Origin of the sequence: Brevibacterium sp. ZH18 (genome assembly GCF_022748595.1) — a bacterium.
GTDB lineage: Bacteria > Actinomycetota > Actinomycetes > Actinomycetales > Brevibacteriaceae > Brevibacterium.
Window position 1 is genome coordinate 1 of record NZ_JALDSX010000025.1, and the last position, 23,223, is coordinate 23,223.

At 63.6% G+C, this 23,223-nt stretch carries 21 protein-coding genes and 1 tRNA gene; 7 read left to right on the forward strand and 15 right to left on the reverse strand.

The features are described 5' to 3' along the window. The first annotated feature begins 186 nt into the window (after positions 1-186). On the forward strand, positions 187-1,098 hold the full coding sequence (locus MPN20_RS10385; RefSeq protein WP_242781826.1) for a DNA alkylation repair protein: 912 nt from the start codon (positions 187-189) through the stop codon (positions 1,096-1,098). Here the strand turns inward: MPN20_RS10385 and MPN20_RS10390 are convergent. After that, positions 1,061-1,864, reverse strand: a complete 804-nt coding sequence (locus MPN20_RS10390; protein WP_242781828.1) for an alpha/beta hydrolase — start codon at positions 1,862-1,864, stop codon at positions 1,061-1,063. The two genes, MPN20_RS10385 and MPN20_RS10390, sit on opposite strands and share 38 nt — an antisense overlap. A 279-nt stretch (positions 1,865-2,143) precedes the next feature. Between MPN20_RS10390 and MPN20_RS10395 the strand changes: the two genes are divergently transcribed. After that, a complete protein-coding gene (locus MPN20_RS10395; protein ID WP_242781829.1) occupies positions 2,144-3,610 on the forward strand; it encodes an anion permease in 1,467 nt (488 codons plus the stop codon). A 22-nt stretch (positions 3,611-3,632) separates the two neighbouring features. Here the strand turns inward: MPN20_RS10395 and MPN20_RS17330 are convergent, their stop codons facing one another. The 3 genes from MPN20_RS17330 to MPN20_RS10405 all read right to left on the reverse strand — a co-directional run bounded on the left by MPN20_RS17330 (position 3,633) and on the right by MPN20_RS10405 (position 4,490). Beyond that, positions 3,633-3,914: a phosphotransferase gene (locus tag MPN20_RS17330; RefSeq protein WP_347566823.1), complete on the reverse strand. Its 282-nt coding sequence runs from the start codon at positions 3,912-3,914 to the stop codon at positions 3,633-3,635. Continuing rightward, positions 3,911-4,339 (reverse strand): phosphotransferase, encoded by a 429-nt coding sequence (locus MPN20_RS17335; RefSeq protein WP_278189825.1) that lies wholly within the window; start codon positions 4,337-4,339, stop codon positions 3,911-3,913. Before MPN20_RS17335 ends, MPN20_RS17330 begins: the two co-directional genes overlap by 4 nt. A 78-nt stretch (positions 4,340-4,417) precedes the next feature. After that, positions 4,418-4,490: transfer RNA gene (locus MPN20_RS10405), tRNA-Arg, on the reverse strand. A 463-nt stretch (positions 4,491-4,953) separates the two neighbouring features. On the opposite strand from MPN20_RS10405, the gene MPN20_RS10410 reads away from it, so the two are divergent. Beyond that, positions 4,954-6,786 (forward strand): phosphoenolpyruvate carboxykinase (GTP), encoded by a 1,833-nt coding sequence (locus MPN20_RS10410; protein ID WP_242781831.1) that lies wholly within the window; start codon positions 4,954-4,956, stop codon positions 6,784-6,786. A gap of 141 nt (positions 6,787-6,927) precedes the next feature. Here the strand turns inward: MPN20_RS10410 and MPN20_RS10415 are convergent, their stop codons facing one another. The 4 genes from MPN20_RS10415 to MPN20_RS10430 all read right to left on the reverse strand — a co-directional run bounded on the left by MPN20_RS10415 (position 6,928) and on the right by MPN20_RS10430 (position 11,050). Then, positions 6,928-7,632 carry a hypothetical protein gene (locus MPN20_RS10415; protein WP_242781833.1) on the reverse strand — a complete coding sequence of 235 codons (705 nt, stop codon included), beginning with the start codon at positions 7,630-7,632 and terminating at the stop codon, positions 6,928-6,930. A gap of 118 nt (positions 7,633-7,750) precedes the next feature. Further along, positions 7,751-7,984: a hypothetical protein gene (locus MPN20_RS10420; protein WP_242781835.1), complete on the reverse strand. Its 234-nt coding sequence runs from the start codon at positions 7,982-7,984 to the stop codon at positions 7,751-7,753. Further along, positions 7,981-9,336, reverse strand: a complete 1,356-nt coding sequence (locus tag MPN20_RS10425) for an inorganic phosphate transporter (protein ID WP_242781844.1) — start codon at positions 9,334-9,336, stop codon at positions 7,981-7,983. Before MPN20_RS10425 ends, MPN20_RS10420 begins: the two co-directional genes overlap by 4 nt. 280 nt (positions 9,337-9,616) lie before the next feature. Then, the gene (locus MPN20_RS10430) at positions 9,617-11,050 is read right to left on the reverse strand and encodes an aspartate aminotransferase family protein (protein ID WP_242781846.1); all 1,434 of its coding nucleotides are present in this window, start codon (positions 11,048-11,050) and stop codon (positions 9,617-9,619) included. Between the two features lie 206 nt (positions 11,051-11,256). On the opposite strand from MPN20_RS10430, the gene MPN20_RS10435 reads away from it, so the two are divergent. Continuing rightward, entirely contained in the window at positions 11,257-12,861 is a 1,605-nt protein-coding gene (locus MPN20_RS10435; protein ID WP_242781848.1) for a PucR family transcriptional regulator ligand-binding domain-containing protein, read from the forward strand. Between the two features lie 60 nt (positions 12,862-12,921). On the opposite strand, the gene MPN20_RS10440 is transcribed toward MPN20_RS10435, so the two are convergent. Next, positions 12,922-13,941: an Ldh family oxidoreductase gene (locus MPN20_RS10440; RefSeq protein ID WP_242781852.1), complete on the reverse strand. Its 1,020-nt coding sequence runs from the start codon at positions 13,939-13,941 to the stop codon at positions 12,922-12,924. Between the two features lie 257 nt (positions 13,942-14,198). Here MPN20_RS10440 and MPN20_RS10445 point away from each other — a divergent pair, with 257 nt between their 5' ends. Genes MPN20_RS10445 through MPN20_RS10455 form a run of 3 tightly spaced genes read left to right on the forward strand, consistent with a single transcriptional unit; the run spans position 14,199 to position 16,610 of the window. Next, positions 14,199-15,041, forward strand: a complete 843-nt coding sequence (locus MPN20_RS10445) for a transporter substrate-binding domain-containing protein (RefSeq protein WP_242781853.1) — start codon at positions 14,199-14,201, stop codon at positions 15,039-15,041. A gap of 31 nt (positions 15,042-15,072) precedes the next feature. Further along, positions 15,073-15,810 carry an amino acid ABC transporter permease gene (locus MPN20_RS10450; RefSeq protein ID WP_242781861.1) on the forward strand — a complete coding sequence of 246 codons (738 nt, stop codon included), beginning with the start codon at positions 15,073-15,075 and terminating at the stop codon, positions 15,808-15,810. Beyond that, on the forward strand, positions 15,807-16,610 hold the full coding sequence (locus tag MPN20_RS10455; protein ID WP_242781862.1) for an ATP-binding cassette domain-containing protein: 804 nt from the start codon (positions 15,807-15,809) through the stop codon (positions 16,608-16,610). The genes MPN20_RS10450 and MPN20_RS10455 overlap by 4 nt, the downstream gene beginning before the upstream one ends. Before the next feature lie 199 nt (positions 16,611-16,809). Here MPN20_RS10455 and MPN20_RS10460 read toward each other — a convergent pair whose 3' ends face one another. The 6 genes from MPN20_RS10460 to MPN20_RS10485 form a co-directional block, all read right to left on the reverse strand. Further along, positions 16,810-17,895, reverse strand: coding sequence for a proline racemase family protein (locus tag MPN20_RS10460; protein WP_242781863.1), 1,086 nt, complete (start codon positions 17,893-17,895; stop codon positions 16,810-16,812). A gap of 50 nt (positions 17,896-17,945) precedes the next feature. After that, positions 17,946-18,701, reverse strand: a complete 756-nt coding sequence (locus MPN20_RS10465) for an SDR family oxidoreductase (RefSeq protein ID WP_242781864.1) — start codon at positions 18,699-18,701, stop codon at positions 17,946-17,948. A gap of 50 nt (positions 18,702-18,751) precedes the next feature. Continuing rightward, on the reverse strand, positions 18,752-19,498 hold the full coding sequence (locus MPN20_RS10470; RefSeq protein ID WP_242781865.1) for an SDR family oxidoreductase: 747 nt from the start codon (positions 19,496-19,498) through the stop codon (positions 18,752-18,754). Between the two features lie 2 nt (positions 19,499-19,500). After that, positions 19,501-20,670: a proline racemase family protein gene (locus tag MPN20_RS10475; RefSeq protein WP_242781866.1), complete on the reverse strand. Its 1,170-nt coding sequence runs from the start codon at positions 20,668-20,670 to the stop codon at positions 19,501-19,503. Between the two features lie 94 nt (positions 20,671-20,764). Next, entirely contained in the window at positions 20,765-21,664 is a 900-nt protein-coding gene (locus MPN20_RS10480; protein ID WP_242781867.1) for a dihydrodipicolinate synthase family protein, read from the reverse strand. Between the two features lie 81 nt (positions 21,665-21,745). Further along, positions 21,746-22,993 (reverse strand): FAD-dependent oxidoreductase, encoded by a 1,248-nt coding sequence (locus tag MPN20_RS10485; RefSeq protein WP_242781868.1) that lies wholly within the window; start codon positions 22,991-22,993, stop codon positions 21,746-21,748. Positions 22,994-23,223 lie beyond the last annotated feature (230 nt).

A 23,223-nucleotide genomic window follows, 5' to 3' on the forward strand; every position in this document is an offset into this window, starting at 1 on the left:
AGATCAGGGTGAACTTGCCGACCATTTCGTCTATTCACCGTGTTTCGCGGTCTCTTTGCACGAGTAGCTTCCCAGCGGGTAGTCCCCCGCAGGCAGTTCGCCGCGGGCAGCCTCCCCGCAGGTAGCTTCCCGCGGAGAGCTCCCCACCGCAGGCAGCTTCCCGCGGAGAGTGAGATGATCGTGATCATGTCACCGAATGCAGCGGCGTCCAGCCCGCAGTCCCTCGCCGAGGTGATCGAGTCGGAACTTCGCGATCGTGGCAGTTCCGTACGCGCCACGAAGGAACGCGCCTACCTCAAGAGCAACCTCCTCCACTACGGCGTCGGCGTGCCGGGTACACGTGCAGTGGTGCGCACTGCGCTGCGCGGGGCAGAGTTGGACCATGACGGAATCATCGCTCTCGTCGAGGCCCTGTGGAACTCCACGGGCGCACCGGACAACGCGAGCTGCGCAGGTAAGCTCGGCGGGGCGGGCCGTGCAGGTGAACTGACCAACACGAGCCGCGTGGCCGAGCTCGACGGGGTCGCCCGCGCGGGCGACCTCGACGGGGCCGGTCGCGGGACTCCCATCTACGAATGTCGCAGTGCGGCCACGATGGTGCTCATCCAAAAGCAGGACCGCCTCGGCGCCGGTGACAGTGACCTCTTCGAACGGCTGCTGCGGCAGGCCCGCACCTGGGCACTCGTCGATCCACTCGCCGGTGATGCCGTCGGCCCGTTGTCCGAATACGATGCGGAGTTTGATCCTGTGCTCGAGCGCTGGGCGAGTGACGAGGATTTCTGGATCCGACGCTCTGCGCTGCTGGCCCACCTCAGGCCACTGCGGGAAAGTCGCGGAGACTTCGACCGATTCTCACGGTACGCCGATGCGATGCTGGAGGAGAAGGAATTCTTCATCCGCAAGGCCATCGGCTGGGTGCTGCGCGACACCGCCCGCACACGTCCCGATATGGTCTTCGACTGGATGCTGCCGCGTGCGCATCGAGCTTCGGGTGTGACGATGCGCGAAGCGGTGAAGCATCTGTCGCCTGAGCAGCGGGATGCACTGCTCGCAGTTTCTGTCAGGGGGACCCGGCGAACTCGAGCAGGATCTGGTTGAAAGCCTCGGGCTGCTCGATATTGGCCGCATGCCCATCATCGGGGATGACAGTCGATGATCCGATCGGCGCGAGAGCCGCCGAAGCAGCAGCGTGCGAGCAAGGCCAGTGTTCGCTCTCTGCCCCTGCGATAAAGAGCACCGGCACATCGCACCCCTCGATCACAGGCCGCCAGTCGGCCTTCGCATGATCATTGAGCAGTGCGAGTTCGCCTCGGCTGATCTTGCGGTCGACGCCCTTCATCGCTTTGAGAAGGCGCAACAGCCGCCTTCCTCGCTTCATGACCGGCGTGCCATGGCCTGTGGGCGGGATGCCCTCGGCGAAGTAGGTGTCGGCATTCGACTCGTCATACCCGTAGTATCCGTGGGCCCAGTCAGCCGTGTTGAGCATCTTCGGGGTCTGATCGACGGTGACGATTCCGCCGAGGCGCTCGGCATCGAACTGGGAGAGATAGGACCAGATCGTGTTCCCGCCCATGGAACCTCCGACGATGAGGACGTCGTGGAGATCGAGCTGCTCGAGGACGGCGGCCACGTCCTGTCCGCGACGCTCCATGGTCAGCCCGGACGTCGGCCGGTCCGACGTGCCGTGCCCACGCAGATCGACCGCATGGACGTTGAGCCCCTCCTCGGCGAGTGGACCGATCTGGTAGAGCCAGCTGGTGGCCGGGGCACGGAATCCAGCCAGCAGCACGACCGGCCGCCCCGCAGGATCGCCGGTGCAGGTGAAATCGATACGGACGCCGTCGTCGCAGATGAGTGAGGACACGGCATCATCGTATCGCCGAGGAGGCCCTCGATCCCGCGCGAGCGCCGGCCTGTTACCACTCGACTGCTCCTCGCGCTACGTGAGATTTCACTCCGGCTGAGGGTGGCCTCAACAGCCGAACTCGGGTCTATTGTGATAGCGGATCGCGCAGAACCGGGCACACCGTCCGCCGCGGTCCCGCCGAACGCCGATGCCGTCGCAGCCGACAGCGCAGGCCGCCGGCAGAACGCGAACGACGACGGCATCAGGCGCACACCGAGTGAGAATCGAGGATGCCCCATGCCCAGCACGCCGAGCAGCACTGCGCCGGAGACGAATGCTCGAACCCACGTCCGGCTGACGATGGCGTGGAAGATCGCGGCGATCCTCGCACTCACCCTGATCATCTACTTCATCCCGGCTCCCGAAGGTGTCGACCCGCGCGGGATGCACATGGCCGGAATCTTCGCCGGGACCATCCTCGGCCTGATCCTGCAGCCGCTGCCGACGGCCGCGGTCGCATTGATCGGGCTGGCCGCGGCGATGATCACCGGCACCATGGATACGAAGACCGAGGCGCTGCAGGGCTTCGGCAACTCCACCATCTGGCTGATCGTGGCCGCCTTCTTCATCGCCGACGGGTTCCTGCTGACCGGCCTGGGGCGGCGCATCGCGCTGCTGTTCGTGTCGCTGCTGGGCAAGTCCTCGCTCGGCCTCTCCTACGGCATGGCGCTGACCGATCTGGTCCTCTCCCCCGCGACGCCGTCGAACACGGCACGCGCCGGCGGCGTCGTCTATCCCATCGTCAAGTCGCTGGCGACGGTCAACGATTCGCACCCGTCCAGCGACGAGTCGAGGAAGAGACTCGGCGCGTATCTCTCGCTAAGCGGGGTGCAGGTCAACACCATCACCTCGGCAATGTTCGTGACCGCCATGGCCGGCAACCCCCTGGCCGTGGGATTTGCCGCCGACGCCGGGGTCGAAATCTCCTGGGGCACCTGGGCTCTCGCCGCGATCGTGCCCGGTCTCGTCTCCCTGATCGTCATGCCGTGGTTCATGTCGAAGATCTACCGGCCCGGTCTGACGAAGACGCCGGATGCCCCGGCCCATGCACGGGCTGAGCTCAAGGAGATCGGGCCCATGAACCGCGGCGAGTGGACCATGCTGGCGACCTTCGTCCTCCTGCTCATCCTCTGGGTGCTGGGCAGCAGCATCGGCGTCGATGCGACTGCTGCGGCATTCGTCGGCGTCGCAATCCTGCTGGTCAGCAAGGTTCTGACCTGGAAGGACATGGCCGCCAACGGCGGTGCCTGGTCGACACTCATCTTCTTCTCCGTGCTGGTGGGCATGGCGACCCACCTCAACACGCTCGGCGTGATCGGTTGGATCGGCGACGAAGTGGCTGGCCTGGTCGGCGGAATGCCGTGGATCGCGGCCTTCGCCGTCCTCAGCTTCGTTTACTTCTACGTCCACTACCTCTTCGCCTCCAACACCGCGCAGATCGTCGCGATGTACTCCGTGTTCCTCGGAGCGGCGATAGCCACGGGCGCGCCCCCGCTCTTCGCAGCACTGGCCCTGGGCTTCATCGGCAACCTCATCGGCGGACTCTCGCACTATGCCTCGGGTCCCGCGGGCGTGATCTACGGGTCCGGCTACGTCACGACTCCCGAGTGGTTCCGGGTCGGGTTCTTCGCCTCGGTCGTCAACATCCTCATCTGGAGCCTCGTGGGCGGCGGCTGGATGTACGTCCTCGGCATGTGGGGCTGAGTCTCTGGCCAGCTCGTCGAGGCTACTCTGCGTTCCACAGCCGACGATAGTACTGGATCCGTTCGACGTCGGGCTCGACGCTGTAGGCCTCCCAGAACAACGATTCGTCGTAGTTCGCGTAATTCCACCCGAAGGACATCGTCGCCACGGCCAGGTCTGCCCATCTGTCCGCGACGCCGAGACGTTGCATGTCGACATTGGCAAGGAAGCGCCCGTCCTCGCCGAGGAGGGTGTTCGGGGCGCATGGATCGCCGTGACAGACGACGAGGCGATCGATCTCAGGGGCCTGTCCAAGTACCGTCACCGCGTTCCCTGTTCCGACCGCCTCCGCGGCGATGAGTCCGAGTCGGTCCTCAACCGACCATGTCCACGGCAGTCGTCGACGGGCAGACTGTGAAGCATTCGCAGCCCCTCAGCGATCTCCACGATGGTCCGATTCGCCTCGGCGGCATTTTCCGGGGCGACGGCGTTGGTTCCCGGCAGCGCCTCCGTGACGAGGTATTCGACCTCGCAGTCGTCGACGATACTTCGACTGTGACGGACGACCCGTGGGACCGGATGCCGCTCACGCAACCACTCGAGTTTCCTCGCCTCGAGTTCGAGGTCCTCGGAGTTCGGGAGCGGATTGCGTTTGAGGTAAAAGGCACGAGGTACGTCGCGGCTCGTTCCGGGAGACGACGCCGAGGCCTCGCCGGCCGGATCATCGCCGCGCGTCCTCGAACATCCCATTCACCCCTCAGCTCCGAGCCTTGACAGCGAAAAAGTCCCCCACCTGGCTATACTGCCTGGTGAGGGACTTCTCTGCGGTGCGCCACGAGGGATTCGAACCCCCAACCTTCTGATCCGTAGTCAGATGCTCTATCCGTTGAGCTAGTGGCGCATGTTGTCTGGACTCTCGCCCTGCAACTCGATCAACTATACACACCGAATTCACCCAAGCTCAAATTCGGCCCGAGTGCGCTTCGCCACATTCATGCCTGACCCCATTCATGACCGAGCCGAAAGCGGTATCGGCGCCGACACCCAGGCAGTCAACTCAAATCTGCGATTTAAATCTAGCGGGACCACGGTCCAGATGGGCCGTCAACCTCAGACCAGCCTCGGCGAGAAGCCCGAGAAATCAAGGATTTCGAGAGTTTTCATGCGATGAAACAATCCGTCATTTCTCTGCAAATATACGTCATACAAAAGTTTCATTCACGTCATTGACACCCGTCTTGTGACCCAATGCACATCTTACGATGACCCGAATCCGAGTTTTTCATGCTCGGCCGAGTTCTACGGTGGAGATGTAGCAACCGCCCTGCGGAACCCCGTAATCCCGATTGACCAGGAGACCACTCATGACTGTCCTCGACCATGACGTCGTCGCTGACCAGCTGAAGAACGCACCCACCGACAACGACTCGGTGCTTTCATTCGTCAGCAGGGTCGCCACACTCACCACTCCCGACGACATCGTTTGGGTTGATGGTTCGGATGAGCAGAAAGACTTGATCGCCGAGCAGCTCGTCGAAGCCGGCACCATCGTGCGTCTGACCGGCACCAAGGACTCATACTACGCGGCTTCCGACCCCGAGGACGTCGCCCGTGTGGAGGGTCGCACCTACATCTGCTCCGAGGACGAGAAGGATTCAGGAGCCCTCAACAACTGGATGGCTCCGGCCGAGATGAAGCAGACCCTCAATGGTCTCTTCGACGGCTCGATGCGCGGACGCACCATGTACGTCATCCCCTTCGTCATGGGCCACGCCGATGCCGATCAGCCGATGTTCGGCATCGAGGTCACCGACTCCCCCTACGTCGTGCTCTCCATGCTCGTCATGGCGCGCTCGGGCAAGACCGCCCTCGACGCGATCGTAGCCAATGGCGGCACCTTCGTCGAGTGCGTGCACTCCGTCGGCGCACCGCTCGAGCCCGGTCAGGACGACGTTGCCTGGCCGTGCAACTCCACCAAGTACATCACCCACTTCCCCGAAGAGCGCTCCATCTGGTCCTACGGATCGGGCTACGGCGGCAACGCTCTGCTGGGCAAGAAGTGCTACGCGCTGCGCATCGCTTCGTCGATCGCCCGCGACGAGGGCTGGCTGGCCGAGCACATGCTCATTCTCAAGCTGACGAACCCGGAGGGCGAGGTCAAGTACATCGCCGCTGCGTTCCCCTCGGCCTGCGGCAAGACCAACCTCGCCATGATCGAACCCACCATTCCCGGCTGGAAGGCCGAGACCCTGGGTGACGACATCGCCTGGATGCGCTTCGGCGACGACGGCCAGCTCTACGCCGTCAACCCCGAGTTCGGCCTCTTCGGCGTCGCTCCGGGCACCGGCTACACCACGAACCCGACCGCGATGCGCGCCATCGAAGCCGGCGGCAACATCTTCACCAACGTTGCGCTGACCGACGACGGCGACGTGTGGTGGGAAGGCAAGACCGACGAGAAGCCGGCGCACCTCACCGACTGGCGCGGCAACGACTGGACTCCGGACTCCGAGACTCCAGCCGCTCACCCGAACTCGCGCTTCTGCACCCCGATCGCGAACGTTCCGACCCTGGCCCCCGAGTGGACCAACCCGAACGGTGTGCCGATCTCGGCCATCCTCTTCGGCGGACGCCGCAAGACCACGATGCCGCTGGTCACCGAGACCACAAGCTGGAACCACGGCGTGTTCATGGGCTCTGTGCTCTCCTCGGAGACCACTGCCGCTGCCACCGGAGCCGTCGGCGTCGTTCGTCGCGACCCCATGGCCATGCGTCCGTTCATCGGCTACAACGTCGGTGACTACCTGCAGCACTGGCTCGACATCGGCAACACCGAGGGCGCCCAGCTGCCGAAGATCTTCTACGTCAACTGGTTCCGTCGCGACGATGACAACTCGTTCCTGTGGCCCGGATTCTCCGAGAACTCGCGTGTCCTCAAGTGGGTCTTCGAGCGCGTCACCGGCACCGCCGACGCCGCTGAGAGCCCACTGGGCCTGACCCCCGTCGAGGGCGGCCTGGACACCGAGGGACTCGACTTCACCGACGAGCAGCTGCGCAAGGCTCTTGCGATCAAGCCTGAGGAGTGGGCGACCGAGCTCAAGCTCATCGAGGACTGGTACGAGCAGCTCGGCGATTCGGTTCCCACCGAACTCCGCGCCGAGGTCGACAACCTGCGCGACCGTCTGGGCCTCGCCTGAGACAGTGAGACAGTGAGACAGTGAGTCAGTGATCGGCTGAACTCGTGAACAGCTGAAGCTCCGACAGATCGACAATCCCCCAACCATCGCCGAGGTGGTTGGGGGATTTTCGTGTCTGTTTTGGTTCTGCCGCTAGGCAGCTCAGCGCTGACGCCACTCGCCCGAACCGGCCCTCCAGCTGCCCACGTAGCGTCCCTCATCTACTGCCGTCTGCACATGGACGAGGAACGCCAGCACATCGCGGGGCCGCCCACGCAGCATTCCGCTTATATTGGCGACGACAGTCTCGGGCATTCTGCGCGGGCGGATCAGAACCTTGCGTTGCACGCTCTTTCCTTGAGCGCTGATCCTCACAGTCAGCACAGGTGGGAACGGCCAGCGTGTAAATGAGTAGATTCCACCACCCACGGCGACGATGTCGGACCACGCCGCTTCGAACAGGGTGAGTGGTCCGCCAGGTTTCGACACGACCGCCTGGACGCCCCACCGCGAGACGATCGTTCGCGGTCGAACCATGGGGTAGACGAACGTCCACAGCACAGCGCCGAAGCCAAACAGAATCAGGCCCATGAAAAGCAACAGGCCGAAGACGAGCTGCACCCATCCAGCGAAATCAACCGACAGCGGGTTCCACATGGACAGCGGCATGACGGTGAACATCGTGACTAGCGCCCCAACGCAGATCCAAGCGAATACGGCAAAGCCGAAAGTCTTGAGGAAGCTCGTCCGCAGCACCACACGACCAGTCCGGTCTAACTCATCCGACCAGCGTTCAAGGCGTTTGCGGTTCGCCTTAGCGATCTCTTTCAGGAGGTCCGGTGAGAGCCCGGGCCGGCTTGGCGACATGTTCACACCTTGAGTGTACGTTTGTGCCCAGGCACAGGCCCAAGTCCAAGCCCAAGCTCAGGCCCAAGCCCAAGGCCCAAGTCCAAGCCCAAGCTCAAGCTCAAGCTCAAGCCCAGCCTCAGGCTCCGTGGAGTGCTGGCACGATCAGGTAGACGCCGAAGAGCACGACGATGCTGCAGATGCCGAATACCGTCCAATAGCCGACCTTGAGCAACGGCTTGCTCTGGCCCGCCTCGGCGAGATCGATGTGCACCGCGCGCATACGCACTGCTGCGGAGAACAGCGTGATGACGACGATCGCCGACACCCAGGTCGCGACTGCAACGATGAGGAATGAGCTCCACTCGATCATTTCGACTCTCCCTTGTCCGCACGTGCGTCCGCTGTGTCGGCCTCTGCCGTCGCAGGGCTCACAGTGTCGGCCTCGGCTTCTGCGGCGGGCTCGGAGCCGCTCGCTTTCGCGTCGGCTCTGTCCGACTCTCTCTGGTCTCTGGCCTCGATGCGCGTGGCACGCTTCATGGCCGCACGCTTCCGGCTGCGGTCCTTGCGAATCTTGCGCTTGCGTCCGCGAATGCCGACCGCCTCGCCGACAGCGTCGAAGTTCGAGAGCTCAGGATCGGCGACCTTGCGCGAGCTGAGGAAGATCCAGAGGACTGCAATGACCGCGACGACCGTGTCGACGATGACGCCGATGATGCCGAGGTGGGCGATGCCTGCGGCGACGCCGCCGACGATTCCGGCTGCTGGAATGGTGAACAGCCAACCGGAGGCAATCCGCCCGGCAGTCGACCACTTCACGTCTGCGCCCTTGCGGCCCAGTCCCGAGCCCAGCACCGAGCCCGAAGCGACCTGGGTCGTCGACAGCGCGAAGCCCAGGTGTGAGGAAGCGAGGATGGCGGCCGCCGTCGAGGTCTCTGCAGCCAGGCCCTGCGCGGGCTTGACCGTGGTGAGCTTGGTGCCGAGGGTGTCGATGATCCGCCAGCCGCCCACATAGGTTCCGGCTGCGATGGCGAACGCACAGCAGAAGATGACCCACAGATGCGGCCCGGTCCCGTGCGCCTGCAGGTTCGCGGAGACCAGGACGAGCGTGATGACGCCCATGGTCTTCTGCGCATCGTTGGTTCCATGCGCGAGTGCGACCAGGGATGAGCTGAAGATCTGTCCGTATTTGAATGGTCCTCGGTGGGCGGTTTTGCCCTCACCGTTTCGCTTGGTGATGGCGTAGGCCAGGCGCGTGCACAGATAGGCGCTGATGCCCGCGATGATCGGAGCTGCGAGGGCAGGCAGGACCACTTTGGACATGAAGACGCCGAAGTCGACGGAGTTGAGTCCCGCCCCGACGATCGCCGCACCGATCAGACCGCCGAACAGCGCGTGCGAAGACGACGACGGCAGACCGAAGCGCCAGGTCGCCATGTTCCAGATGATCGCGCCGATGAGCCCGGCCAGAATGAAGTCCGGAGTGATCTGGACTCCTCCATCACCTTCTTTGATGATGCCGCCGGAGATCGTCTTCGCGACCTCCGTGGAGAGGAAGGCGCCGACGAGGTTGAGCAGCGCCGCCAGGGTCACTGCCGTCTTCGGCTTGATCGCACCAGTGGCGATCGGTGTTGCCATGGCATTGGCAGTGTCATGAAAGCCGTTGGTGAAGTCAAAGAACAGTGCCAAAACGATGACCAGCACGACGACGAAGATGATTTCCACTAAGCGACCTTGGATGTAGACACAATTCGGACCGTGGATGATTTAGCTGCGGACAGCGACCTCAATCGTGAAGAGTCTACAGTCTAATCAGCAGGAACTTCACCTACTATTCTTGCCTACGTCGTCCACGACTTGCTTCGTTCATTTCTGAGCTGGCCAAACGCCTCGACGGCGGCAGAGAAAGTATCCGTCTTCACACTCCGTCTTCACACCCTGGCATCACACCCTGTCTTCACACCTCGCCGAGGCGGTCGACCATTCGCGTAGACCGCGCCGTTGGTCAGCCGACGAATCCGTCGGCGATCGTCAGGGCTTTGTCGAGCACGTCGAGTCCGAAGCGGACGTCCGCGTCTGGAGTGTTCAACGGCGGAACAACATGGATCCGGTTGAAGTTCGCAAACGGCAGCACTCCCCCGGCTTTCATGGCGCCGATGACCTGGTTCATCTCCGGCGAGCTGCCGCCGTACGCGGCCAATGGCTCCTTCGTCGCCTGATCCTTGACGAGCTCAACGGCCCAGAAGCATCCCATGCCGCGGACTTCGCCGATCGCAGGATGCCGCTGCGCCATATCGCGCAGAGCCGGGCCGATGACGTCTCGGCCGAGGCGGTCGGCGTTCTCGATCATTCCCTCTTCGTCCATGGCGTTGATCGTCGCGACCGCTGCCGCACAGGCCAGAGGATGACCGGAGTAGGTCAGTCCACCTGGGTAGACGCGGTCTCGGAAGGTCTCGAAGATCGCGGTGGAGATCGCGACACCACCGAGCGGCACATAGCCCGAGTTCACGCCCTTGGCAAAGGTGATGAGATCCGGGGTGACGTCCCAGTGGTCGACGGCGAACCAGCGTCCGGTCCGACCGAAACCGGCCATCACCTCGTCGGCGATATAGACGATGCCATAGCGGGAGGTCAGCTCTCGCACACCCTCGAGGTATCCAGCCGGCGGCCCGTAGATCCCGGCGGTGCCCGGCACGGTTTCGAGGATGAGTGCGGCGATGTTGTTCGGGCCCTCGAGCGTGATCATGTCCTCGAGGTGCTGCAGCGCTCGCTGCGTCTCCTCTGCCTCGGTGGTGGAGCCGAAGTAGGAGCGGTACTGGTAGGCGGGCATGAAGTGGACGATGCCTTCGGCCGAGTAGTCATTGGCGAACCGGCGCGGGTCGCCCGTGACGTTGACGGCCAGCTGGGTGCCGCCGTGATAGCTCCGGTAGGCGGAGAGCACTTTGGTCCGTCCCGTGTGCAGTCGGGCCATGCGGATCGCGTGCTCGTTCGCGTCAGCGCCGCCGTTGGTGAAGAACACGTGATCAAGGTCGCCGGGGGTGCGGTCGGTGATGAGCCGGGCAGCCTCGGAGCGGGCATCGTTGACGTGCTGCGGGGCGATCGTGCACAGCTTCGCTGCCTGTTCCTGAATCGCGGCAACGACCTTCGGGTGCTGGTGTCCGATGTTCGTGTTCACCAGCTGCGAGGACATGTCGAGCAGCTTCCGCCCCTCGCCGTCCCAGATGTAGGGGCCTTCGGCGGCAACGACGGTCATCGGATCGAACGGCCCCTGCGCCTGCCAGGAGTGGAATACGTGCGCGCGGTCGAGGTCGTGGGCTCGCTGTCCCGCGTCGAGGAGTTCCGGAGTGATCGCCCGGTCCGGTCCGTCATGCCCCCGCTCGGAGACGCCGACGCCGTCGAGCTCTCGGTCGAGCTGTTCTGTTGTATTCATCGTGGTCATGGTCTGTCACCCTCCGAGAGTTCGTGATTGTCCGCCGAGGCGGGCCGAGGCTCTGCTTTCACATCGACGTGCGATCAGGGCCCGGTACTCATTCAATGGTGTGCCAGTCGAGCCGAATTGACCATGATCAGACTGTCAATATCTGCGCTATTCCCTTTACACTATGTAAACGACATTGTGACCACCGCCGAGGAGGCATCCGCCCAATGGAGGATCTGCTGCCCGAGGCATCCGACCTGACGGTCGCCCGCCTACTCGACGTCGACGAGATCCGCCGGGGTGACCCAGAGGTCATCTCCGGCGCAGACCGCCTCGACCGCACCGTGCGGTGGGTCCACATCGCCGATTCGGAGAACGTCGACCAGTTCCTCGAAGGCGGCGAGCTCGTGCTCAGCACCGGCCTGTCCTTCCGGTCATCAGCGAAGTCAACAGCGATATTCCTCGACCAGCTCGAATCGGCATCCGCCGCAGGGGCGATCATCGAGCTCATCGACGATGCGGGTCGGGCAGATGACGCTGCCGTCAGGACCGTTCGGGCCGCGGCACGAAGTCGAGACATGCCGATCATCGTCCTGCGCCGACGCATCAAATTCGTCCGCGTCACGCAGATCGCCCATCAGGAACTGCTCAACCGTCAGCTCGCCCGTGTCGAACACGCGCGCACCGTCCACGAGGTCTTCACCCAGCTCAGCCTCGAAAGCGCAGGGCCCCAGGAGATCGTGGACCGGACAGCGGAGCTGCTGGACTCGCCCGTCACGCTCGAGGACGTCAGCCATCGCCTGCTCGCCCGCTCCGGCGGAAGGGCCGCGCCCGCACAGGGTCGCCGGACAGACACGGCAGGGAAGGACCGCCTCGGCGAGGATGAGCGCCGACTGCAGACACCCGTGGGGCTGCGGGACCGGCGATGGGGCCGGCTGCTCGCGCCTGACCTCTCAGCCTCCAACGAGGAAGCCGCGCAGGTCATCGAGCGTGCTGCGCAGGCGCTGACATTGGCACGGATGGCCGAGCGCGACGAACAGGACCTCCTCGTCCAGGCACAGGGCGGACTGATCCGCGAGATCCTCGAATCCACTGAGCTCGACGAGGAACAGGTCCGTGAGCGGGCGAGCGCGCTCGGCTTCGCACCGCGCAGCCACATGATCCCTGTGGTCGTCCGCGTCGACCGCAGTGCCTCAACCGACCCCACCACCTTGCAGCTGCGGGAGCGCTCATTGCACCGCAGCTTCCTGTCCGCCGCGGACGAGCTGCGGTGCTCCACCCTCTCGGCGGGTCTGCAGTCGGGGTCATTCGGGGTCGTGGTGGCACCGTCTGCGGGTGTCGACGAGGGCACGATCCTCGAGCGTCTGCTCGCCGGCGTATCTGCGCAGGACACCACCGTGGGCGTCGGTCGCTCCAGCAGGTCGCTCGTCGATGCCGTGGTGCACCTCGATTCGGCAATGCAGGTCGCCGAGATGGCTTCGACCCTGGAGATGCGGCAGCAGCCGTACTACCGCTTCTCCGATGTCCGACTGCGCGGCCTGATCTCCTCGCTGAGCGACGACCCGAGAGTGCGCGCCTTCGCCGAGGCGGAACTCGCCCCTCTGCTCGACGCCGCAAGCGGACAGGACGGAGAGGACATGATCGCGCTCCTGGAGAAGTTCCTGCGCCACGGCGGCAACAAATCAGCTCTCGCCCGGAGCGGCTTCCTGTCGCGGCCTGCCCTGTACGCACGGTTGGACAAGCTGCAGCAGAGGCTCGGCGTCTCGCTCGATGATGCAGAGTCACGGACAGCACTCCATGTCGCCGTACTGTGGCTGCGCATGAATCGGTGAAGGTGCTGAGGCGCATGTATCGGTGAAGGTGCTGAGGCGAGGGCGGCGAAGCCGCGAGCCTCAGCCGATCAGTTGCCGGATGTGGTCCGTGACTGGAATTCCCAGCGCCTCGGCTTCAGCCCGGTTCGCATAGCGGCGGTCCCCCGGCATGCGCGTCATCCCGGACTCCCGCAGCAGGTCGATGAATCCTCGCACCCGCTCCGGATAGACACCGTTTCCTCCCCATTCGGGGTCGATGACGATGTAGAGCTGCCCGGTCCGGAACGTGTGAGCTCCCTCGGGTGCTTCGGTGTCCACCTCAAAGCTGAAGCTGCCGCCGGTCAGCCCCGCGGCGAGGGTCTCGATCATGAATGACAGCAACGCGCCCTTGTGCCCGCCGAACGGGCGGATTCCGCCTCCGTCTAAGATCTCGGCAGGATCGTCAGACTCCTGACCGAAGCCGTCAACACCCGTCCCCGGCGGCACCGTCTCCCCACGCGCCGCGGCGAGCTGCAGATCGCCGTGGGACATCGACGATGTGGAGAAGTCGAAGACTGCCGGTTCATGGCCTGCGACCGGCGTCGCGTACCCGAAGGGGTTGGTGCTGAAGACCGGCCGAGTCGCTCCTTCCGGCACAACGGCGAGCTTGCCGCTGGCGATCATGGCCATGGCGATGTTTCCACGTCTGGCGAATGGTTCGAGGTCGGGCCAGAGCGCGCTGAAATGGTGTGTCGCTCGAAGTGCGATGACTGCGACGCCTGACGCTTCGAGCGCGTCGGCAATCTGAGGCTGAGCGGCCTCCAGCGCCGGCTGCGCGAACCCGTTGGCACCGTCGACCCTAACGAAGGACGCGCCCACCGATTCCACCCGTGGCTGCGCTCGACCGTCGGCCCATCCTCGGCTCAGCGAGTCGACGTACCCCTTCACCCTGAACACGCCGTGGCTCAGCGTTCCATCACGTTCGCACGAGGCACAGTTGAGCGCCAGCGTATGGGCCACCTCGGGAGCGGCGCCCGCCCGCTGCAGCGTCTCTTTGACAGCGATGACCAATCGCTCGAATGAAATGCGCTCCCCGTGAGCGTCGTTGATCTCCTGAGCCATTTCAGTTTCCTCACTCTCAACCGGAAGATTCTCATATTGTCATACAATTTGGCGGCTCCGTGAGGGGATCACGCCGAGGTAACGCTTGAACGTCTATTTTACCTAAATGTGTCGCATCTCACCCTAACTCGTTATAGGCTCGATTGTATGACACAGGACAGGCGCAATGTGTCGCTCCGAGTCCACAGCGGAGCCCTGTCGAATCTTGCAGATCTCGACCAATCGACCTTGTCGAGACGTGACGAAAAGAGACAAAGATGTCCAAAACAAGTCAGATCATCATCGCGATCGTCGGTGTCATCGTCCTCGCGTTGGCCGGCGGCTACTTCGGAGCAGGCCTGCGCTCCAACAGCGGCGCGGGCGCAACCGAGAACGGAGCATGGATCAAGAAGATCAAGGACAGCGGAGAGCTGCGCGTCGGCATCGCATCAGCCCCTCCGATGACGGGTGAGCAGAAGGACGGGAAGATGGGCGGGCCCAACGTGCTGCCGCTGCAGAACCTGGCCAAGGAGATGGGCGTGAAGTTCACTCCTGTCCCCGCGGAGTGGTCGAAGATGGTGTCCGGCCTGCAAGCGGATCGGTTCGACGTCGGTGCGTACCTCGACGCCACCTCGGAGCGGTCGCTGGCCATCCAGTTCACCGACCCCGTCTACACCTACGAAGGCGTGTGGATCGTCAAGTCCGATTCCGGCATCAAGTCCACCGATGATGTCATCAAGGCGAAGAAGCCGGTTGCCGTGGCCTCGGGCACATCCTACGAACGCCGGGTCGTCGACCTGGGAGTCGACATCGTCAATGCCGAAGCGATCCCGCAGTCGATCACCGCGATGGAAGCCGGCCGTGCAGTCGCAGCGTTCGGTGACCTCCCGACCCTGGCGGATGCCGCTCAGAAGAACAAGTCACTGAAGATCGTCCGCCCGGAACCGGTCATCTTCAAGAGCGATTCGAACTACGGCGTCAGTGCTGACATCGACGAACGCTCGCTGCAGGTCATCAACATCGCCATTCAGAATGCGAAGAACGACGGCTCCTTCCAGGCGGCGCTGGACAAGGCTGGAGTGATCGGGCCCGACAACCTCGGCGACCTCGAAATGAAGTGACCGATCCGGCCCCTGGAAGAAGGGAATTCTCATGAATTACACGTTCGACTGGAGCGTGGTCACGAACAACTTTCCACGGTTGCTCGAAGGCCTCCTCCTGACCGTGGAGATATCGGTCATCGTCATCATCCTCAGCATGGTCCTGGCCATTCCTGTGGCTCTGCTGCGCATGTCCAACATCGAGGTGGTGCGGTGGATCGCACAGCTCTACATCGAGATCTTCCGCTGCACCCCGCTTCTCGTGCAGCTGTTCTGGGTCTACTACGCATTGCCGACTCTGACCGGGATCACCATTCCCGGCACGATCTCGGCGGTCATCGCACTGACGCTCAACCTCACCGCGTTCATGGCGGAGGCCTACCGCAGCGGATTCCAGGCAGTTCCTCCTGAACAGGTCGAAGCAGGCAAGATGCTGCGCCTAACCAGGTTCCAGCAGATCCGTCACATCATCGTTCCGCAGGCACTCAAGCAGCAGCTGCCGGTGATCATGTCGCTCGACATCTCACTGTTCAAGGACACCGCCCTGGTGTCCACGATCGCAGTGGCGGATCTGATGTTCACGGCGAACAAGATCTCCACCGAGTCCTACCGGGCACTGGAGATCCTGACAGTCGCTGCGCTCATGTACTTCCTCATCGCGTTCCCCGCTTCGCTCATCCTGAGCAAGATCGAACGCAACATGATGGAGACGGGCAATGTGCGCGGCACTCGCCGGAAGAGCTTGGCGGCGCAGATGATTCCAGCAACGAAGGTCGAGGTCAAACCATGAGTGAGAACTCTGCCGCCCACACCGGGTCGCACAGGGACATCACCGCGAAGTCCGGTGATGTGCTCGTGTCCTGCCGTGGGCTGAAGAAGAGCTTCGGCGACCGTGAGGTCATGAAGAGCATCGACTTCGACATGCTCGCCGGCGACATCACCGTCATCATCGGCAGGTCGGGATCGGGCAAGTCCACGCTGCTGCGTGCCATCGCCGGACTCACCGACCCCGATGATGGCACGATGACCTTCGACGGCGAAGTCGTGTTCGAGGATTCGAAGCGCACTCCGGCTTGGAAGCAGGTCGACTCCCACGTCGGCATGATCTTCCAGAGCTACACCCTGTGGCCGCACATGGATGTACTCAAGAATCTGACTCTGGCCCCGCGGAAGCGGCTGGGCATGTCCGAGTCCGCGGCGCTGGAGCGCGCAGAGAAGGCCCTCGCCGAGGTGGGGATGTCCGACCACATCCACTCCCGTCCCAGCGAGCTCTCCGGTGGTGAGCGGCAACGCGTTGCGATCGCCCGTGCACTGATGATGCGACCGAAGCTTCTGCTGTGCGACGAGATCACGAGTGCACTCGACCCTCCGGTGGCCGCGGAGGTCCTCGACGTTCTGCGCAGGCTCAAAGAGGAGGAGGGCATTGCGGTCGCTCTTGTCACGCACGACATGGCTTTCGCGTCGAAGGCTGCGGACAGAGTGGTGTTCTTCCACGAGGGCGAGATCGCAGTGAACGCCACACCGGATGAAGCATTCAACAAGGCGGATGATCCCGAGCTCAAGAAGTTCATCGACGCAGTGCGGTTCTGACCGTAATCTGAGGACACTGCCAAGGGCCGGAACCCCATCGTCGGGGTTCCGGCCCTTGGCAGTTCACGGAAGCAGGCCCTTGCGCGTGCTTGTCCCAGGGCGCCCATCTCGCTTGCAGCAATCCCCGAGATCAGTGTTGCCAGACATCAGTGTTGCCGGACATCAGTGCTGCCCGGACATCAGTGTTGCCGGAAAGGTGTCACTTCCGTGAGTTGAGGTCGGCTATCCGTCGCCACTGCTCCATGGTGAGGTTCGACGTGTCGAACCAGGTGTCCGCGAGTGCATGCCCGTTCGGATAGGGGTCACTCGGATCCAGCACTGTCTGAGTGAAGCCGTAGATCCAGGCGCGACCGGCGATGGCGGGGATCACTGCATCGTAGCTCCCGACCGTTGCGAGCCCATCGATCTCACAGGTGAAAGTGGTGCCGGTGATCGATTGGTGGATGAACTTCTCACCGACGCTCAGCTCTCCTCGCGCATACATGAGTGCCAATCGCGCCGATGAACCAGTCCCGCATGGTGAACGATCGCCTCGCCCCGGTGAGACCACCACGGTGTTCTTGGCCGTCAGTATGCCGTCGTTCCGCTCCAGCGGTCCCATGAACTCGATGTTGGTGATGCCCGGCATCTCAGGGTTCCCGGGGAAGGAGACCTGCAGCTGTTCGGCTGCAGCCATCTTGATCTTCTCTCCGAGGTCGCACAGCTCTCGGGCTTCCGAGGGATCGATGTCGACTCCGAAGTCCTCGGACTCGACCATGGCGTAGGTCATCCCTCCGTAGGCGACGTCGATCCGTCTGCTTCCGAAGCCCTCGATCTCGATGACGGCGTCACGGTGGTAGACGAACGCCGGCTGATTGACGAAGCGGACGCTGGTGACTTTGCCGTTGCTGCATTCACAGCGGACCGTGATGAGTCCGGCCGCAGACTCCAAGGTCAGATCCGTGACGGGCTCCTGCATGGGGACGATTCCCCGCTCGAGCAGAACTGTCGCCACGCACATCGTGTTCGACCCCGACATCGCCGGGTACTCCGTCGATTCGAGAATGACGTAGCCCATCGCTGCGCGTGGATCGTTCGACGGAAGGATGATGTTCGCGTTGTGCCACACGGCTCCGCGCGGTTCGAACAGGACGAACTGTCGGATCTCGTCACGGTTGCGCTCCAGCCAGATCTTCTTGTCGAACATCGTTTCGCCCGGCACCTCACCGACCCCGTCGATGATGACACGTCCGATTTCTCCTTCGGCGTGAGCGTCGACGATCTCCAGATTTCTTTCCCACGTCATGATTGCTCCTTTGCATTGATGATGACGGCCGAACCCTGCTGCTCGCTCACTCAGCGCACATAGTCGGCTCCCGTGATGTCGAGGGTCGAGCCCGTGAGATGTCGTGACCGTCCCGAGGCGAGGAACGCCACGAGTTCGGCGACGTCTTCCGGAGGCGTGACTTCACGCAGCGGAAGCCCGGCCAGGACATCCTCGGCGACGGCCCCTGCGGACAGGCCGGTCTCGACCCATCCCGGAGCAATCGCATACGCCAGCACTCCCCGGTCCCCGTATCCGCGTGCGATGCCCTTCGTGAGGCTGAGCAGACCACCTTTGGCCGCCCCGTAGGCAAGATGCTCGGCATCATCTCCGCGATGAGCGGAGCGGCTCGTGATGTTGATGATCGACCCGCCGCCCCGGGCAGGAAACTCCAGGAGCGCGCAACGACACAGATCAGCGGCGGCCTGCAGATTGAGCTGCATGTTCGCCGCCCAGCCAGCGTCCCATCCCTGTTCGTCGTCGAGAGGTGACGCGATCCATGCGCCGGCATTGTTGACCAGGGTGTCGATTCCGTCGAGAGCAGCTGTCGCAGTCTGCCACAGCGAACGCGCGGTGCCCGGCTGCGACAGATCGCCCGGAACGAGCCACGCCCGATCACCCAGCTCGTCCGAGAGCGCTCGGGCGGCGGACTCGTCCGAGTTGTAGTGGATCGCCACGGCGCCACCGTCGCGGTGGACAGTTCGGGCGATGGCTGCTCCGATTCCCTTCGATGCCCCGGTCACGAGGACCTTCCGGCCGCTCAGCGGCATGTGATCTGTGGTGGTCATCGTGTTCTCCTCTGACAACTGATCAATGTCGGTCATCCGACCAGTGTCGGTCAGCCGACTTGTTGGGCGCCGGCGATCTCGACGGCAGCACCGGATATGAAGGAAGCCCGGTCGCTGAGCAGGAACGTCGTCAGTTCGGCAACCTCACTCGGACGGCCGAGTCGCCCGAGCGGAATCGATCCGGCCAGCTCTGCCTCGGTGATACCCGAATCGTCGAGCTTGCGCTGCACCATCGGGGTCAGGATCTCTCCCGGACAGATCGAGTTCACTCGGATCCCGGCAGCGCCGTAGTCACGGGCCAGACTTCGGCTGAGGGATGCCACGGCTGCTTTGGAACTGTTGTAGGCGATGTGTCCCGCGGCGGGTTGCAGCCCCCACTGGGAGGCGATGTTGACGATCGCTCCGGAACCGGCGTCGATCATCGTCGGCAGCACTGCACGGCACAGCCGGACGACTGCGGCGACGTTCACGGCGTAGGTTGCCTCCCAGTCGTCTTCGTCCGTCTCCAACAGAGCACCGCGCCGCATCACCCCGGCGCAGTTGACCAGCCCGCCGATGGCGCCGAAGTGAGCGAGCACCTCGGCGACGGTTCGGGTGCAGCCCTCAGGGGTCGAAATGTCAGCGGCGAAGGCGACGATGCGATCACGCACCTCGGCGGGCAACGTAGGATCGGGCACCGCCTCCACACGGTCGACAGCGGCGACGACGGCACCTTGTCGGGCGCATGCAGCTGCGATTGCCGTCCCGATACCACCCGCGGCACCTGTGACCAGCACCGTCATTCCATCGAGTTCCACGGTCAGCCTCGCTCGTCGGAGTCGGCGTTGTGGTCGCCGTTGTGGTCGTTGGCAGCATTATGGACGTCGGCAGGTTCCGCCGCCGAGGAGCTGTCGGCTGTGAGCCGGCCCAGGCCAAGCCCCCAGATGTCGGCCACGGTGTAGCCGACCGGGAACGGATCGTCGCTTTCGAGGACCAGCTGCTGGAATCCTGTGATCCAACCGCGGCCGCTGATGGAGGGGATCACGCCTGGGAGGTCGCCCACTGCGGCTTCCTCCTTCACCTCGGCGGTGAACGTTGTGCCCATCATCGATTCGTGGACGAACTGCTCCCCTATCTCCAGTTCGCCTCTCGCGTATTTCGCCGCCACACGGCCGCTTGTTCCCGTCCCGCACGGCGAGCGGTCGAGCGTGCCCGTCCACGTGCTCGGATCATCGAGGTCGACTTCGCCATTAGGCAGGACAACCGCATTGCGGCCGTGCGTTCCCGCGGTCTGCGCGGACCCGTGGACCATCGGCAGAGCAATCGAATCGATCTCGGGGAGCAGCGGATGGCAGACGTCGAAGGCTTCGTCGGCAGCTTTGCGCAGCACCGAGGCCGCCCTGATGACGGCCTTGGCGTTCCTCGGGTCCAGATCGACGCCGAGGTCCTCTGCCTTCGCTTGGACGTAGAACTGTCCCCCGAAGACGATATCGACCGGGATCGTTCCGCAGCCAGGGACCTCGAGGGGCAGATCGAGTCCGTGGACGAACGCGGGCACGTTGTCGAAGGTGACCTTCCTGGCTCGACCGTTCTCCACTTCCGCGCGCACGGTGACGACTCCGACCGCAGTGTCCACCCGCAGGGTGGTGATGGGCTCCTCCACATCGATCGCGCCGGTCTCGACGAGTGCCGTGACCGAGCAGATGAGGTTCGACCCGGACATCGGTCGGAACCCTCCCTGCTCCATGACGATCATTCCGAAGTCACAGGTCGGATCCACCGGTGGCACGATGAGCGGTGAGCAGAGCCCGGGATAACCGCGCGGCTCCTGCAGAACCAGGGTGCGCAGATCCTCGAGGTTCTCTTCGCAGTAGCGCAGCCGCTCGGCCATCGTCGACCCTTTGACCCGGAGGCCCGAGCCCATGAGCACCCGCCCCGGCTCTCCGGCAGCGTGGACGTCGACCGCTTGGATGAGCTGTCTGTTTGTCATGATGTGGATTCCTCGCGTGAAGTGTCTCGACGTTCGGCGGTGAAGGGCGCGACCGCTGCTGGCAGCGGACGCACGACGGACAAGAGATGAGCTGTCACGGGCCGGTGCTGACTCCAGCCGCTTCGAGGAGTCCACGCAACTCGTCGCGATGCTCGACAGCCAGGGCTCGGATCGGCGCTCGTGTCGGCCCGGCAGGGACTCCGACCAGCTCGAGGCCGGTCTTGATCGCACACGCGTAGTTGTGCGATTCCAAGAACACGCAGATCGGGTTGATCTTCGCCCAGAGCTTGCGAGCTCGCTGCAGATCCGAGTCGACGGCCAAAGCCTGGTAGAGATCAGCGCACAGTCGCGGAATGATGCTCGCCGCGCCCCAGACTCCCGCTTCGGCGCCGAGTGCCAATGCGCTGAAGGTCAGAGTGTCCCAGCCGTTGAGCGCTTGGATGTCGTCCGCGTGGTTGAAGTGGACCTGGGTGAAAACGGAGAAGTCACCGCCCGTGTCCTTATAGCTCGTGACACCGGTCTCCCGACCGAGACGTCCGAATTCCTCGGGGGTGAGTTCAAGGCCGGTGGCACCGGGGATGTTGTAGAACATGATCGGCAGGTCCACCACATCCGAGACGGCTGCGTAGTGGGCAATGATCTCGTCGAACGACGGGGTGTCATAGTACGGCGGCACGATCATGAGCGCGTCGGCCCCCGCCGCTTCGGCGTCCTGGCTGAGCTCGATCGTTTCCGCAGTACTCAGGGCACCCGTGCCGGCGACCACAGGCACCCGGCCCCCAGCCGCGTCGACATAGGCGCGGTTGGAAGCCTTGCGCTCAGCTGCAGAGAGCGCCGGGAACTCTCCTGTCGAACCGCCGGGGACCAAACCGTTGACGCCCCCGGAGATGATGTGGTCGACCTGGGCGCTGATCCCTGCAATGTCGATCTCACGTCCATCGGCGGTGAACGGAGTGACGCATGCGGCGAGGATGCCGCTGAAGTGAGAAGTCATGATGGGCCTTTCTGGCACTGTCCCGCGTGCTGCTGTGGACGACGGACAGTTTCGGATGATCGTATTCGGTTGTGCGGCTGGTCAGAATCGGTTCGGGGAGATGCGCGCGAGGAGTTCCGGGCTGAGGCTAGGCCGACGATCGAGCATGACGTCTGCCAGCACCTTCGCCGAGCCCGGCGCCAAGGTAAGCCCCAGCATCGAGTGTCCCGAGTTCACATAGGCGTTCTTCGCAATGTCGAGACGGCCGATGACCGGAAGCCCGTCCGGAGTCATGGGTCGCGACCCTGCCCACGGTGCTTTCTCTCCCACGGGCTCGCCCCAGGAGTGGAAGGCTTCGCGCGCTGATCGACGGATCGCTTCAACCCGGACCCCATTGACGTTGTCGTCTCTGCTGCCGAACTCCATCGTTCCGGCCAAGCGCAGGGTGCCGTTGAGCGGTGTCACCGCCACCCGTGCGTCCTCGAGGGTCAGGGAGGTCCTGAGCTCGATCGGAGCGGGTGAGTAGTCGATGCTGTAGCCCTTGCCCGAGTAGATGGGCACCTTCTGGCCGAGTTTCGCGAGCAGTCCACTGGTCGGCACTCCGGCCGCCACCACGACGGCATCAGCGGTGATGACTTCCGCGTCGCTCGTCACCACTGCGGTCACTGTGTCACCCGAGCGCACGAAACTGTTCACGCTCACCCCCTCGCGCACGGTGGCCCCGAGCTCCTGGAGTTTGCCGACGAGTGCCCGCGTGAGGGAATCGGGTTCGATCTGACGATCGGCCGGGAAGAACAACCCGTGTCTGATCCGTTCGCTCAGCGCGGGTTCGGCCGTGCGGACCGCATCACCATGAAGTCGTTCGAAGACATGTCCGGCGGACTCGAATGCGGCAAGACTCGCGCTGTGCTCGTCGAAGCGCTCTTTGGTCTCAAACGCCAGGAGCACCCCTCGATCGTGCATTTCAAAGTCGATGCCCTGCCGCTGATATTCGTCGAAGAGCTCGTTGGCATCAGACCCGAGGTGCAGATGCAGATCGAGGCCTGCCGCAAAGTCGCGTGCATTGCAGTGCGTGGCCATTCGGAGCAGGAATTTGAGGTACCCCGGGGCCACCGACGGTCTGATCGACAGCGGGCTGTCAGGTCTGAGCATCCACTTGATCCCCTGCAGAAGGACTCCCGGCGCGGGGACAGGAGTGCTCTCCGCAAGTGCGACCTTGGCCGCGTTGCCATGGGACGCCCCCGCCCCGCACTGTCCTGCTTCCAGAACCGTGACGTCGCAGCCGGCGACTGCCAGTTCATAGGCACTGGCGAGTCCAACGACTCCACCTCCGATGACAACTGTTTTCATCCGGTCCCCCTGACGGCAGTCCGCGTCCGACGTTGGCCGCGGCTTCGATTGAGCTCGCATGGATTGTATGACAATCACTTGTTGAATACGCTACGCAATGAAAACGATCACGTCAATGGAATATCCGAATACAAAGAATTCACCGAGGGGATGCCCGTCTGATGCAGAGAATCACCTGGTGTCGAGCACGATTCCGCGACTCTGATGCCAGGATGAAGGGCTCGAGCTGA